This is a genomic window from Streptococcus pseudopneumoniae IS7493, from assembly GCF_000221985.1.
Taxonomy (GTDB): Bacteria; Bacillota; Bacilli; order Lactobacillales; family Streptococcaceae; genus Streptococcus; species Streptococcus pseudopneumoniae.
Map to the genome: position 1 here is coordinate 885,881 of NC_015875.1, position 12,238 is coordinate 898,118.

The following is a 12,238-nucleotide window of genomic DNA, read 5'->3' on the forward strand; positions in this document are numbered from 1 at the left end:
TTTTATCCAGATTGCTATATAATTTAACTTAGAGAAAATAGGAGGACTAATCAGATGGAATTAAAAGATTTTACAGAAAAAGAACAGGAAATGATTAAGAAGGGGCTGACTACGTCTAAGATTAGTGACAAGGAAACTGCTGAGAAGATTTTTGCACTAGTACCACAAGACTTGATTAAGCGCATTCCGTTTTTCGTCAGAAAACATGCTACGACACGTACGATTAAACGCATTTCAATCGAACACCCTGAGCTTTACGCTGCAGCTCAAACAAGTGGTGAGATTCCAGAAAAAGAACGAGAAGAATTACGTCAGATTATCACAACTATCTTTGAACAAAAGATGAATAAGCATAGTATTAAGTAGAGAATGAAAAAATATTTTATTGGTGGTTTGGGAAGTAATGTCTATCATAGCAAGGATCTTCTTCAAGAACTAGATTCTCAGGTTTATTTTCTAAATCCATATGAAAAACATCTTCGAGATGAAACAGAATTGAAATCATGGTTTAAAAAATCGATAGAAGAGGAAGAATCTATCTGTCTGATAGGCCATTCTCTTGGAGGAGATTTGGCTCGTTATCTCGCATCGGAACTTCAAGAAGTGAAGAAACTGATTCTTTTGGATGGTGGCTATCTAGATTTAGATAAGATTTTACCTTTAGATACAGAGTTAGAGGAAACTAAAAATTATATCAAATCTCAAATTGTTTCGGACTTAGCTCTTCTTATTTCTAAAGAAAAATCTGAAGCAAAGCATTGGTCAGAAAATATGGAGAAAGCCGTAAGGCAGTCCTATCACTGGAATTCTGAGTATAATAGATATGAGTTGGCTATAAATTATGAAAATATAGAAGCGATACTCCGCTTACGGAGAAAAATACAAGCTTTTAAGAGAGAAGTGGGAGATACCTTGTTTATTAGTCCTCGCTATCCTAATGAAGCTACATGGAGAGAGGAAACACTAAAAGAATTACCAGATTATTTTGATACTATTTTTCTAGAAAACGTTGGCCATGAGCTTTATACTCAAGCACCCAAAAAAATCGCTAGTATGATTAATGAGTGGCTCTCTTATTCTCACTGAGTTGCTTGTATGGCTTGAAATGGTATAAGATGAAAATCTACAAGTCACTAATTCTCATATAACAAAAAAAACGAACAGGCTCTTTTCTGTCATTCAGAAGAGAACTTGTTCGTTTTTATCTTGATTTTCTTAAAAAGCTCGATAAACATAGGGATTTTCTGGTTTATCGACTTTTGTAAAGCTGTCGATTTCCAAGGTTGGGAGATTTTGTTTGAGTTCTTTATGGTAGTGATTGAGCAGTTTTCCTTTGGCCGTAATCCAAGTGTTGTTTTCATACTGCCGGGTATTTCCCTTGGTCAGCAATCCATAGACACCAGAATCTGCGATACAGTGGATAATGCCGAATCGGAACAGAAATTGACTATTGGCATGACTGGGGTCGTTATAGACAAAGCCTGTAAACTGGATTGTCTTGCCCTCAAACTCATCTGGATAGTCGTAGATAGCCTCCATGACCTCCATATAGTTTTCATTAGTGATCTGAATGCTATCCTGGGACAAGTATTTATCCGCCGCCGTTCGCATTTCCTTTTCATAGGCTGATTTTGAAAAATAAGAACTGGTGTCTGGTTTCAAATATTGGCTTGTCGTCCCTTCACTTGTCTGAATGGCTAGATCCGTTCCTTCCGATAGGGGGAAATGATAACCTTTAGCAGAAACGGTCTGAGAATCCAAGCTAACAGTTGGGAAAGTTAAGCCGATGACAAGTGGAATAGCCAGAAGAGAAATACTCGTCATCTTGGCCAATCGGCTGTTCAGATGACTGTGGGTTTTGACTTGCTTCATCCAGATATACAATTGAACAATTGCCAAGATAAAGGAAAGCACCATGGAGATATAGGCCAGATAGGAATAGTGCATGTTGATGTACTGGTTTAGTTTGCCCGACAGATGGAGGTAAATAGTCAGTTCAAAATAGCCAGCTAAAACTAAAAATCGAATCATAGGATGACTCCAATCAAGAGAGAATAGGCTAAAACGACCAGAGTCACAATCGTAATGAAGTGACTAATAAATCGTGCTTTCAAGTAATTTTTCATCATGAGAATATTTTTGATATCCAGCATTGGGCCAATGACGAGAAAGGCCAGAACTGGAGCCAAACCGAAACTCGAGAGAAGAGAAGCACCTATAAAGGCATCCGCCTCACTACAGAGCGAAAGAAGAAAGGATAAAATCATCAAGAGCAGGATGGCAAAAAGAGGGGTCGCACTGATAGAGGTCAGAATCCGAGTCGGAACGTAGACCTGTATTATAGAAGCAAAGAGGCAGCCAAATACCAAATAACGCCCCGTATCAAAAAATTCATCAATGGCCTGCACAAAGACCTGAAAAACTTTTTTTGCAGAACTCAAGTAAGAAAAATCATGCTCATGACAAGTCAGACGATTTTCTTTCTGAATCGGTTCTTGCCAGAAAAATCCTAGAAAAATTCCTAGTATTACAGCCACAAGAATGGAACCCAGAGCTCGTAATAGGGCGACATGGAAGGAGTTGCCAAAGGCAGAATAGGTCGCAAAAAGAACAATGGGATTGATAACAGGTGCTGTCACAAGAAAGGGAACGGCCGTGTAACTGGGAACCTTCTTTTCCAGAAAACGATTGATAATCGGGACGATTCCACATTCACAAGAGGGGAAAAGTATTCCAACGAAGGTGCCAAAAAAGATTCTTCCCCAACGATTTCGAGGGAGAAAATGATAAACCTTGTCAGGTGTGATATAGACCTCAATCAGCCCTGAGACAATACTTCCTATCAGAACGAAGGGGAGGGCTTCAATGATAATGGAGAGAAAAATGGCTCCAGTTTGAAGTACACTAGATGGGAGTTGTTGGAAAGCAGTCATCTAGCTTTTCTTTTCTGCTTTGGCTTTTTTCTCTTTGTCATCAGGGAAAGTGACTTGTTTCAAATCTGGGAGTTTAGCAAACTCTTCAAACATCTTGTCCAAGTCGTCTCGTTTTGTAAATTTTACAGCCATAGGTGTACCTCGATTCTAAATTCTACCTCTATTATACTATTATTTTGAGGAAAAGGGAAAAGTTAAAATTGAGTATCTAACGAATAATAGAGTTTGATATATCCTGATATACACTATGATTGTGATATAATAGTTGTGGAATAACGGAGGAAATTATGGATCATGAAAAAAATCGGTCAGATTACCGATGAAGTAAAAGAAATTTTTGATATTGTTCTTGAAGCGAGCGACATAAAGGTCAACAAAGACGGTTTGAGAAGCCATATGATAAAAGGCCATCACAATGATGTGATTCATCATATTGAAGACCTGGAACTCATACTAAGGAACCCAGATTTCGTCGGCATCAATCCACGAGAGAAAGACGCCAGTTTTGAATATGTAAAAAGATTTGATAATAATGTTCTTGTTGCGATTAAGTTGCGATTAAGTTACATAAAAGTGGTGATTTCTTTTATGTTCCGACCATGTATCGTTTACAAGATTACAAGTTACAAAGTCGTATTAAGTCTGGTAGATTGAGAAAACATAACATTAAATTGTCTGAAAATTTATTGACAGATTAGAAAAAACATAGTATAATGAAACGTAAAATGAATTCAGGTTTCCTGAACCGATAGGAGTATACAATGAAAAAACTAGGTTTTGTCCTTTTATCTTCAGCCTTGCTATTGACAGCTTGTGCTAATAACCAATCTAAGCCAAGCAATACGAGTGATTCGTCCAAGGTGACAGCCTTGTCTGAAGACAAGCAGAAAATGCTTGATAAGGCCACTGCTGACTATAAGACTTTTGTGCAAGAGCAAATCGATAAACTGTTGACAGATACAGAAGGCTTTGTCAAACTTTTGAAAGAAGGCAAGTTAGAAGAAGCTAAGAAGGTTTATCCACTGATTCGTATGTCCTATGAGCGTTCAGAACCGATTGCCGAGAGTTTTGGTGAGTCAGATGTCAAGATTGACTTCCGTTTGGCAGACTACATGGACGAAAACAAGACAGAAGAGGGATGGTCAGGTTTCCACCGTATTGAGCGTATCCTTTGGGAAGACAATACAACTAAAGGAACTGAAAGCTATGGTGATCAGTTGGTCAATGATATCAAGGAATTGAAAGCCAAGATTGCAACTGTTGATGTGGACTACAAGGTTATGCTGACTGGGGCAGTCGACTTGCTTAACGAAGTTGCAACAAGTAAGATTACAGGGGAAGAGGAAATTTATTCTCATACAGACTTGTATGACTTCCGTGCCAATATCGAGGGAGCTGAGAAGATTTTCCAACTCTTTAAACCTTTGCTTGAAAAATCAGACGCTAACCTAGTTAAAGAATTGGAAGCGGACTTCAAGTCTGTCAATGATTTGTTGGACAAACACATGACCGACAAGGAACACTACAAGCTCTATACAGATTTGACAACAGAAGATACCAAAGAATTGTCAGAAGCTGTGACAAAACTTGGTGAACCTCTATCACAAATGGGTAAATTTCTTAGTGGAGAATAAGAGTCATGACTGAAAAAGACGAAAAGTTTTTTGAGAAGAAAATGGACCGTCGAGAATTTCTAAAAAAAGCAGGGATTGGAGGGGCTGGTTTAGCGCTAGGACTCTCTGGTGCTTCTGCTTTTTTCGCACCTAAGCTAGGAAGTCAGGAAAAAATCTCGTACGGAAATGAAAAAATTGCTTTTTATGGCAAGCATCAAGCTGGGATTAGTACGCCCATGCAAAAGAATATCTATTTTGTTGTCTTGGACCTGCATACGACGGATAGCGATAAGATTATCCAGCTATTCAAGGATTGGACGGATTATAGTGCCAAGTTGGTTGAGGGGGAATTGGTCAAAAAAGATGGCCAGAATGCTCTCTTGCCTCCGAGTGATACTGGTGAGACAGTCGGGCTCAACCCTCATCGTTTGACGCTGACTTTTGGTGTGTCTGCGAGTTTCTTGAAAAAGATGAACTTGGAAAACAAGCGTCCTCAAGTTTTCAGGGATTTACCGCCTTTTCCTAAAGAGCAATTGCGTGAAAAATATACTGGTGGAGATATTGTCATCCAGGCCTGTGCAGATGATGAGCAGGTTGCCTTTCACGCTATTCGCAATCTCATCCGTAAGGGGAGAAATGCCGTGACCCTTCGTTGGAGTCAGTCTGGTTTTGCAGCTATCGGGGATCGAATGGAGACTCCGCGTAACCTCTTTGGTTTTAAGGATGGAACAGCAAATCCAACCAAGGAGAAAGACTTTGACCGCGTCATTTGGGCTGATAGTAAGGACTGGATGGAAAATGGTTCTTATATGGCAGTTCGTCGGATTCAGATGTTTTTAGAAACTTGGGATCGTACTAGTCTTGAAGAACAAGAAAATACCTTTGGTCGTTACAAGGAAAGTGGTGCCCCTTTCGGTAAGAAAAATGAGTTTGATGAAGTGGATTTGAGTCTTTTGCCTGATGATTCGCATGTTCGTTTGGCTAAGGAAGTGGACAAGCCGCTTTTGCGTCGTTCTTATTCTTACTCTGATGGAATTGATGAAAAAACTGGCCAGTTTGATACGGGCTTGCTCTTTATTTCTTTCCAGAAGGATCCTGATAACTTTGTCAAGGTTCAAACCAATCTAGGCGCTACTGATAAGATGAATGAATACATCACTCATATCGGTAGTGGACTCTTTGCTTGCTTTGGTGGTGTGGAGAAAGGGGGCTACATTGGTCAGAAATTATTGGAAGGCTAAAAGCTGGTTACTAGTTTTAGCTTTGTCACTTTTAATTCTTTCCCCAGTAGGTGCCCAAGAAAGTCTGAATTTTTACTTTGTGAAAATCACAGATGCTTCTAAAGCGGTCAAAAATGGGAGTCAGTCTGAGGCTCAGAAACTCGTTCAGGAGATGGCATCAGACTTCGAAAGAGTAGAAGACAGCAATTCTGAGGCTGGTAAAGTTGTTAAGGAAAAGTTAGCTCAATCAGGCGAGATTACTGAAGACAAACTCACCGAAATTTCTGCAGCCCTATTAGCTTTTGAAAAAGAACAAAATCCTATTGACCTAGATGCGGAAAAGGAAAAATTGGTCAACCGTCTGAGTCTACGTTTTGAAGCCTTGGAACAGGCTATTACTTCCAAAGATTTGGAAAAGGTCCGAGAGGCCTTTAAGAAAATGAATTCCACTTGGACCATCAATGAAAGTGTGGTTCGTGACAATAGTACGGCCCATTATGGACGTGTTGAAACAGCTATTTCTTTCTTGCGTAGTAGTATGGAAACCGAGCCTACAGATTTTAATTCAATCCAGATTTCCTTTGAGGACTTAAAAAAGGCTATTGATGATTTTGTAGCTGGAAAAGCAGTCGTAGCAACATCTTCTGATTTGAGTCTTAAAGACGGTATTGCCCTTTTGACAAAGGCTTTGGAACAATTCCAAGCTGGTGATCAAGCATCAGGAGCAGCTAGCATGAAGGAATTCATCACTATCTGGCCAACGATTGAAGGCTCTGTTAGCACGACCAATCCTTCCCTCTATACTCGAGTGGAAAGTGAAAGCCCTGTGATTATGGTCAAGGGAAGTGAGAAGGAATACCAAGAAAAATTAGAAAAACTGATTGCAGATTTATCACAAATTGATACTAGCGCACGTTACAATGCCTTTGATGCCATGCTGATTCTCCTGAGAGAAGGGGTAGAGGCTCTCTTAATCGTCATGGCCTTGGTGACGACCTTGAAAGCAGCCAAGATGCGAAAGGGACTCAAGTGGGTTTATGGTGGTGCTATCACTGGAATCATGGCTAGTCTCCTTATTGCTTTTATCCTGCAAATTGCCTTTCCAGCAGTAACATCAGGCTCCAATCGTGAAATCATCGAAGGAGCAGTGGGAATTTTTGCAGTAGCTATGATGATTTTGATTGGAATCTGGCTCCACAGCAAATCCTCGGTCAAAAAATGGAATACCTTTATGGAGTCACAAATGGAAACAGTGACCAAAACAGGCTCCTTTATTTCCATGTTTGCCCTCAGTTTTCTAGCTGTTTTCCGTGAGGGAGCAGAAACCATTCTCTTTTATGTTGGGATTTTACCAAGAATTTCCAGTTTTGAATTTGTCTTGGGAATTTCACTTGCCTTGCTGGTTCTGGTAATTATTGCCGTTGTGATGAACAAGGCCAGTCAATTCTTCCTGCCACATAAGGTCTTCTTTATCCTGACTTGGATGATTTATGCCCTAGCCTTCAAGATGCTGGGGGTTAGTATCCATGCTCTTCAGTTGACCAATATGGCACCAAATCACTTAGTGACAGGCTTTCCAACGATCGACTTGCTTGGAATTTATCCAAGTTGGGAAGGCTTGGTTAGCCAGCTAGTCTTTGTTATTATTGTCTTGATTGTCACTTTTAGACAGGGTGAAAAATAAATGGATAGAAAAGAATTGACAATCGTTGAACATCTGGTAGAATTTAGAAAGAGACTATTGGCAGTAGTCATTTGTTTCTTTTTGGTATTCTCTGCTTCTCTGCTGTTTGCAGACCAGATTTACCAGTATGTGACCCAATCTTTTCAGCAAAAGTTGATTGTTTTAGGACCCAATGATATTTTATGGATATACATACGTTTGGCTAGTCTGATGGCCTTTACCATCACCTTGCCTTACACGGTGTATCATATTTGGTCTTTCATCAAACCCGGTTTAAAGAAGGAAGAAGCTAGAGCGATTTTTGCCTATATTCCAGCTAGTTTCCTTTGTTTTCTAGTTGGACTGGCTTTTGGTTTTTACTTTGTAACACCAGCCTTACTTCAGGTTTTATTAGGGCTAGGAGAAGGACTATTTGAAACGCAGTTAACAGCCCAAAATTATCTGTCCTTTGTTTTTCAAACGACCTTACCCATGGCTCTGGTTTTTGAATTACCAGTTATCATTGCCTTTTTGACGTCGATTGGCCTCATTGGACCAGAATTATTGATTGCTTATCGCCGATATGCCTATTTTATCTTATTGGTACTTGCAGTCATCTTGACACCAGCTGACTTTGTCAGCGATTTGGCAATGACTGCCCCCTTGATATTACTCTATGAATTAAGTATTGCTATTAGCAAACACATTATGAAACGCAAGCAGAAAGGAGAGAGGAATGGGAATCTTACGTGATATTGGAGCACCAGGATTGATTATCATCGTTTTAGGAGCTCTCTTGATTTTTGGACCAAAACGATTACCTGAACTAGGCGAGTCAATCGGTAAAATGCTATCTGAATTTAAAAAAGCAGTTAAAGGAACTGAAAATCAAGATAAGGAAGATTAAATCTGGTCTAATTAAAAAACTTTGTACTCTGGAAACCATTGTGTGGCTAGCTAGAGTGCAAAGTTTTTTTATTTTTTAGTTAAAATGAAGACTGTGTTCCTTATAAGTACAAGGTTATTAAGAGAGTGGTGGACATTAAAATGATGATTTTGAGTTTTTGTTATTTTTGCTTTGGAGCAAGGTAACATAGTCACTTTTGGTGTGAAATAAGTGGGAAAGAAAAACAGTTCTTTGAGTCTGGTCGATAAAGTAAAGCAAGATATACTGACCGATAATTTTTCCTCGCGTAGGGTACTTACTGTTGATTTTTAGTCCGATTTTTTCATCTGCATCAAAGCCAGCTTCAGGAAAAGTTTCTAAACTTTTTAAGCCGTCTAAAATTCTGGCTACAGTATTCTTAGCAGACTGAGGTGATAAAAGAACAGTAGTAATGTAGTCATGGATACTGTCAATTGCTTGACTCACTTCGGTAGATAGAATCACTTTATAAGTCATATCGTAGCCTCATATCATCTAGGGAAGTTCCTTGTCCGGATTCATATTCTCTTAAGGAGCGTTCAGATTGGGCTTGTAGTTCCTGAATCAATCGCTCACGATGTATATCTTCTGCAGTTTTTATTGGCAAATCCTGTTCGAGTACAATCTGCTCGATAAAAAGACTAATAGCATCCGTCATAGTCATTCCTTTTTCCTTGATGATAGCTCTAGCTTGTTCCATTGATGACTCATTGATTTTAAAATTGTACTGTTTAGTAAGTGATGTCGTCATGGTATATCTCCAATCTATACTATATATAGCTAGTATATATCTTTTATATTTTTTAGGCAAGAGAAAACTTTGTACTCTAGAAACTATCGAGAGTGTAAAGTTTTTTTAGTTTGGAACATGAAAACAGCAGTTGATTTCAAGAAACAAAAAAGAACAGCCGAAGCTGTCTTTTTCTCATTATTTGAGACCGTATTTTTTGTTGAAACGATCCACGCGTCCATCTGCTTGAGTGAACTTTTGACGTCCGGTGTAGAATGGGTGTGAGTCTGATGAAATTTCCACACGGATCAATGGGTAAGTTTCGCCTTCGAACTCAACTGTTTCGTTAGAGCGTTTTGTTGAACCGCTAAGGAATTGGTAACCAGTAGTTGTGTCCATGAAGACAACTGGGCGATATTCTGTATGGATATCTTTTTTCATTTTACAATATTTCCTTTCTGCCATGGTCTCTTTGCGAGCCATAGATTGTTACCATACTAGTCTATCAGATTCTGAAAAGTTTGGCAAGTATTTTATCAGTTTTTAAGCAAGTTTTTTAACTTTTGGTAGATGATTTCGTTTTCTTCTAGGCTATAGGAATTAGCACCACTTGCTAGAGGGTGGCCTCCACCATCATGTTCCTTGGCGATTTCATTGATAGGATGGATTTTACTACGTAAGCGAACGCGGTAGTGGCCATCAGCCTGCTCCACAAAAATTCCCCAGAGACTGACGCTGTCAATGCGTCCAGGTGCACCGACAATGGCTGCAGTTTCAGCATCGGTGACATTGAATCGTTTTAAGATTTCCTGACTCAGGATAACACGAGCAGCACCATTTTCATCCACTTCCAGATGGTCGTAGATGTAGCCTTGAAGTTTAGCAATTTTGTAACTCATAGTGTCCATTTTGCGAGTGAGAGCCGCAAAGTCAAAGTTATGTTCTCTCAAATAAGCAGCCAGGCGAAGAGTCCGTGCAGTGGTAGAAGGGTAGAGGAAACGACCTGTATCGCCAACAATTCCTGCAAAGAGCAACTCAGCAGCTCGATCTGACAAGGCCAGTTGGGTTGTTTGGGCAAATAGGGTAATCATCTCGCTAGCGCTACTTGAACTAGTATCTACCCAAGATAGGTTACCGTATACATCATCATTTGGATGGTGGTCAATCTTAATGAGAAAATCACCTTGACTATAGCGCTTATCATCGATACGAGCAGTATTCGCCGTATCACAGACGATGACAAGTGCGCTCTGGTAGGCACTATCTTCAACAAGATCCATCTCAGCCATCCAAGTAAGAGTCGGTTCATCATAACCTACGGCTTTGATGTTTTTTTCAGGGAAATGATATTCCAGCAAGGCTTTCAAGCCTACTTGACTTCCCAAGGCATCAGGGTCTGGTTTCATATGACGATGAATGATAATCGTGTCGTATTCTTTGATTTTTTCTAAAATTTGATGGCAAATTTCCATAAATAACCTCAATTCTTTCTCATTTCATTGTAGCACAAGAATTTTTATTTTTAAAATGAAAAAGATGTGATATAATGGAGAAAGATAAATTGAGGAGGACGATATGGTATTAGCAAAAATTGTATTTGCCAGTATGACCGGTAATACCGAAGAAATTGCAGATATTGTAGCAGACAAATTACGTGACTTGGGCTTGGATGTTGATGTTGATGAATGTACAACTGTTGACGCTTCAGACTTCTTGGAAGCTGACATCGCTATCGTTGCGACCTATACTTATGGTGATGGTGAATTGCCAGATGAGATGATGGACTTCTACGAAGACCTAGCAGATCTCAACTTGAATGGCAAAATCTACGGAGTGGTTGGTTCAGGAGATACCTTCTACGATGAATTCTGTAGGGCTGTTGATGACTTTGATCGTGTTTTTGTTTCGACAGGAGCAGAAAAAGGTTCAGAATGTGTTAAAGTTGATCTCTCTGCTGAGGAAGAAGACATTGAGCGCTTGGAACAATTCGCAGAAGAATTGGCTGCTAAAGTAGGATAAGTATAAAAGTGCGCTGATGTAATCAATCAGTGCATTTTTCTTATCGTGAGTTAGGATTTTACTAGCCTATTTGGTGGCTTTTTGATACAATAATTCAAATAAAGGAGGAGACTGTATGGATTTAGATAGTATTCGTCAAGAAATTGATCAAATCGACGACCAAATCGTCAAGCTCTTAGAAGAACGAATGCATTTGGTTGAGGGTGTAGTTGCCTATAAGAAAGCTTCAGGTAAACCGATTTTAGATACTAAGAGAGAAGCGGTTATTTTTGAAAAGGTTAGAAGTCGTGTAGGAGATAAGCGCTATCAGGAAACTATTGTCGCGACTTTTTCGGACATACTCAAACGTTCGCGTGATTATCAGAATCAGAATATCAAATGAAAAAAGAACAATTTTATCCGCTAGGCATTTTTATAGCTGCTATGTTGGGCGGACTTGTGCGCTACCTTGTTTCTACTTGGTTATCAGCCAGTCCAGACTTTCCTTGGGGCACTCTCTTTGTCAACTATCTGGGAATTTTCTGCTTGATTTATCTTGTCAAGGGATATCTGGTCTATAAGGGGACTAGTAAGGGCTTGATTTTAGCACTAGGGACGGGCTTTTGTGGAGGTTTAACAACTTTTTCCAGCCTAATGCTTGATACTGTGAAGCTGCTTGATACAGGGCGTTATCTTAGTTTAGTCCTGTATTTGCTTTTGAGCATCGGTGGAGGCCTACTCTTAGCTTATTTTCTAGGGAGGAAGAAATGGTAATCGTCTATCTTGCAATTGCTTGTGGTTTCGGAGCTTTAGTGCGCTATTTCTTTTCCCGCTACAATCAAACTTCTAAATTGCCCCTCGGAACGCTCATAGTCAATCTTCTAGGTTGTTTTTTAATTGGATTATTCTACAATCATGTGGAGTCTAAGGAAGTCTATGCTATTTTAGCAACAGGATTTTGTGGAGGTTTGACAACTTTTTCGACCTTGAATGACGAACTCCAAAGATTGTTAAGTGATAGGAAGGGATTTTATTCTTATTTAGCTTTGACCTACCTCGGTGGTTTGATTGCGATTTTTTTAGGAATTCTGCTATAAATTTCTTTACTTTTTTGTGGAAATTTGGTAAACTGTATCTTGTGTGTAATGGACGCACA

General features: G+C 39.4%; 19 protein-coding genes. 12 read left to right on the forward strand and 7 right to left on the reverse strand.

Features of this window, described 5'->3' with window-relative positions:
• Window positions 1–54: 54 nt before the first annotated feature.
• Both SPPN_RS04535 and SPPN_RS04540 read left to right on the forward strand, forming a co-directional pair.
• Window positions 55–366: an HAD family hydrolase gene (locus tag SPPN_RS04535; protein WP_000420552.1), complete on the forward strand. Its 312-nt coding sequence runs from the start codon at window positions 55–57 to the stop codon at window positions 364–366.
• A gap of 3 nt (window positions 367–369) precedes the next feature.
• The gene (locus SPPN_RS04540; protein ID WP_000759788.1) at window positions 370–1,086 is read left to right on the forward strand and encodes an alpha/beta hydrolase; all 717 of its coding nucleotides are present in this window, start codon (window positions 370–372) and stop codon (window positions 1,084–1,086) included.
• A 129-nt stretch (window positions 1,087–1,215) separates the two neighbouring features.
• Here SPPN_RS04540 and SPPN_RS04545 read toward each other — a convergent pair whose 3' ends face one another.
• Genes SPPN_RS04545 through SPPN_RS14200 form a run of 3 tightly spaced genes read right to left on the reverse strand, consistent with a single transcriptional unit; the run spans window position 1,216 to window position 3,065 of the window.
• Complete coding sequence (locus SPPN_RS04545; RefSeq protein WP_000617844.1) at window positions 1,216–2,031, reverse strand: TIGR03943 family putative permease subunit; 816 nt, start codon at window positions 2,029–2,031, stop codon at window positions 1,216–1,218.
• Complete coding sequence (locus tag SPPN_RS04550) at window positions 2,028–2,933, reverse strand: permease (RefSeq protein ID WP_000123618.1); 906 nt, start codon at window positions 2,931–2,933, stop codon at window positions 2,028–2,030. The genes SPPN_RS04545 and SPPN_RS04550 overlap by 4 nt, the downstream gene beginning before the upstream one ends.
• Complete coding sequence (locus SPPN_RS14200) at window positions 2,934–3,065, reverse strand: SPJ_0845 family protein (RefSeq protein WP_000268686.1); 132 nt, start codon at window positions 3,063–3,065, stop codon at window positions 2,934–2,936. It abuts the gene before it with no gap.
• Window positions 3,066–3,227: 162 nt separating this feature from the next.
• On the opposite strand from SPPN_RS14200, the gene SPPN_RS04560 reads away from it, so the two are divergent.
• From SPPN_RS04560 to tatA, 6 genes are all read left to right on the forward strand, one after another.
• Window positions 3,228–3,587, forward strand: coding sequence for a PBECR3 domain-containing polyvalent protein (locus SPPN_RS04560; protein ID WP_007284914.1), 360 nt, complete (start codon window positions 3,228–3,230; stop codon window positions 3,585–3,587).
• Between the two features lie 107 nt (window positions 3,588–3,694).
• A complete protein-coding gene (gene efeO, locus SPPN_RS04565) occupies window positions 3,695–4,567 on the forward strand; it encodes an iron uptake system protein EfeO (protein WP_000732983.1) in 873 nt (290 codons plus the stop codon).
• A 5-nt stretch (window positions 4,568–4,572) separates the two neighbouring features.
• A complete protein-coding gene (gene efeB / locus SPPN_RS04570; protein ID WP_000136412.1) occupies window positions 4,573–5,787 on the forward strand; it encodes an iron uptake transporter deferrochelatase/peroxidase subunit in 1,215 nt (404 codons plus the stop codon).
• Window positions 5,762–7,450, forward strand: a complete 1,689-nt coding sequence (locus SPPN_RS04575; protein WP_000252106.1) for an FTR1 family iron permease — start codon at window positions 5,762–5,764, stop codon at window positions 7,448–7,450. The genes efeB and SPPN_RS04575 overlap by 26 nt, the downstream gene beginning before the upstream one ends.
• A complete protein-coding gene (gene tatC / locus SPPN_RS04580) occupies window positions 7,451–8,182 on the forward strand; it encodes a twin-arginine translocase subunit TatC (protein ID WP_000375158.1) in 732 nt (243 codons plus the stop codon).
• Window positions 8,166–8,336 (forward strand): twin-arginine translocase TatA/TatE family subunit, encoded by a 171-nt coding sequence (tatA, locus tag SPPN_RS04585; RefSeq protein WP_000512112.1) that lies wholly within the window; start codon window positions 8,166–8,168, stop codon window positions 8,334–8,336. Before tatC ends, tatA begins: the two co-directional genes overlap by 17 nt.
• A gap of 135 nt (window positions 8,337–8,471) precedes the next feature.
• Here the strand turns inward: tatA and SPPN_RS04590 are convergent, their stop codons facing one another.
• The 4 genes from SPPN_RS04590 to SPPN_RS04605 form a co-directional block, all read right to left on the reverse strand.
• The gene (locus SPPN_RS04590) at window positions 8,472–8,831 is read right to left on the reverse strand and encodes a type II toxin-antitoxin system RelE/ParE family toxin (protein WP_000221462.1); all 360 of its coding nucleotides are present in this window, start codon (window positions 8,829–8,831) and stop codon (window positions 8,472–8,474) included.
• Window positions 8,821–9,105: a type II toxin-antitoxin system RelB/ParD family antitoxin gene (gene relB / locus SPPN_RS04595; protein WP_000213592.1), complete on the reverse strand. Its 285-nt coding sequence runs from the start codon at window positions 9,103–9,105 to the stop codon at window positions 8,821–8,823. The genes SPPN_RS04590 and relB overlap by 11 nt, the downstream gene beginning before the upstream one ends.
• A 177-nt stretch (window positions 9,106–9,282) precedes the next feature.
• A complete protein-coding gene (locus SPPN_RS04600; RefSeq protein ID WP_000710773.1) occupies window positions 9,283–9,525 on the reverse strand; it encodes a type B 50S ribosomal protein L31 in 243 nt (80 codons plus the stop codon).
• A 95-nt stretch (window positions 9,526–9,620) separates the two neighbouring features.
• Entirely contained in the window at window positions 9,621–10,556 is a 936-nt protein-coding gene (locus SPPN_RS04605) for a DHH family phosphoesterase (RefSeq protein ID WP_000401749.1), read from the reverse strand.
• A 103-nt stretch (window positions 10,557–10,659) separates the two neighbouring features.
• On the opposite strand from SPPN_RS04605, the gene SPPN_RS04610 reads away from it, so the two are divergent.
• The 4 genes from SPPN_RS04610 to crcB (SPPN_RS04625) all read left to right on the forward strand — a co-directional run bounded on the left by SPPN_RS04610 (window position 10,660) and on the right by crcB (SPPN_RS04625) (window position 12,179).
• Window positions 10,660–11,103 carry a flavodoxin gene (locus SPPN_RS04610; RefSeq protein WP_000241951.1) on the forward strand — a complete coding sequence of 148 codons (444 nt, stop codon included), beginning with the start codon at window positions 10,660–10,662 and terminating at the stop codon, window positions 11,101–11,103.
• A 115-nt stretch (window positions 11,104–11,218) separates the two neighbouring features.
• Window positions 11,219–11,485: a chorismate mutase gene (locus tag SPPN_RS04615; protein WP_000362492.1), complete on the forward strand. Its 267-nt coding sequence runs from the start codon at window positions 11,219–11,221 to the stop codon at window positions 11,483–11,485.
• Window positions 11,482–11,856, forward strand: coding sequence for a fluoride efflux transporter CrcB (gene crcB, locus SPPN_RS04620; RefSeq protein WP_000712082.1), 375 nt, complete (start codon window positions 11,482–11,484; stop codon window positions 11,854–11,856). Before SPPN_RS04615 ends, crcB (SPPN_RS04620) begins: the two co-directional genes overlap by 4 nt.
• On the forward strand, window positions 11,850–12,179 hold the full coding sequence (gene crcB, locus SPPN_RS04625; RefSeq protein ID WP_000237406.1) for a fluoride efflux transporter CrcB: 330 nt from the start codon (window positions 11,850–11,852) through the stop codon (window positions 12,177–12,179). Before crcB (SPPN_RS04620) ends, crcB (SPPN_RS04625) begins: the two co-directional genes overlap by 7 nt.
• Window positions 12,180–12,238: the final 59 nt, after the last annotated feature.

Bases quoted from the DNA above. Each gene is read 5' to 3' on its own strand.
- efeO (WP_000732983.1), top strand. From the start codon at position 3,695: ATGAAAAAACTAGGTTTTGTCCTTTTATCTTCAGCCTTGCTATTGACA.
- crcB (WP_000712082.1), top strand. From the start codon at position 11,482: ATGAAAAAAGAACAATTTTATCCGCTAGGCATTTTTATAGCTGCTATG.
- relB (WP_000213592.1), bottom strand. From the start codon at position 9,105: ATGACGACATCACTTACTAAACAGTACAATTTTAAAATCAATGAGTCA.
- tatC (WP_000375158.1), top strand. From the start codon at position 7,451: ATGGATAGAAAAGAATTGACAATCGTTGAACATCTGGTAGAATTTAGA.
- SPPN_RS04600 (WP_000710773.1), bottom strand. From the start codon at position 9,525: ATGAAAAAAGATATCCATACAGAATATCGCCCAGTTGTCTTCATGGAC.
- SPPN_RS04545 (WP_000617844.1), bottom strand. From the start codon at position 2,031: ATGATTCGATTTTTAGTTTTAGCTGGCTATTTTGAACTGACTATTTAC.
- SPPN_RS04560 (WP_007284914.1), top strand. From the start codon at position 3,228: ATGAAAAAAATCGGTCAGATTACCGATGAAGTAAAAGAAATTTTTGAT.
- tatA (WP_000512112.1), top strand. From the start codon at position 8,166: ATGGGAATCTTACGTGATATTGGAGCACCAGGATTGATTATCATCGTT.
- SPPN_RS04550 (WP_000123618.1), bottom strand. From the start codon at position 2,933: ATGACTGCTTTCCAACAACTCCCATCTAGTGTACTTCAAACTGGAGCC.
- SPPN_RS04605 (WP_000401749.1), bottom strand. From the start codon at position 10,556: ATGGAAATTTGCCATCAAATTTTAGAAAAAATCAAAGAATACGACACG.
- SPPN_RS04590 (WP_000221462.1), bottom strand. From the start codon at position 8,831: ATGACTTATAAAGTGATTCTATCTACCGAAGTGAGTCAAGCAATTGAC.
- SPPN_RS04540 (WP_000759788.1), top strand. From the start codon at position 370: ATGAAAAAATATTTTATTGGTGGTTTGGGAAGTAATGTCTATCATAGC.
- SPPN_RS04610 (WP_000241951.1), top strand. From the start codon at position 10,660: ATGGTATTAGCAAAAATTGTATTTGCCAGTATGACCGGTAATACCGAA.
- SPPN_RS14200 (WP_000268686.1), bottom strand. From the start codon at position 3,065: ATGGCTGTAAAATTTACAAAACGAGACGACTTGGACAAGATGTTTGAA.
- crcB (WP_000237406.1), top strand. From the start codon at position 11,850: ATGGTAATCGTCTATCTTGCAATTGCTTGTGGTTTCGGAGCTTTAGTG.
- SPPN_RS04615 (WP_000362492.1), top strand. From the start codon at position 11,219: ATGGATTTAGATAGTATTCGTCAAGAAATTGATCAAATCGACGACCAA.
- efeB (WP_000136412.1), top strand. From the start codon at position 4,573: ATGACTGAAAAAGACGAAAAGTTTTTTGAGAAGAAAATGGACCGTCGA.
- SPPN_RS04535 (WP_000420552.1), top strand. From the start codon at position 55: ATGGAATTAAAAGATTTTACAGAAAAAGAACAGGAAATGATTAAGAAG.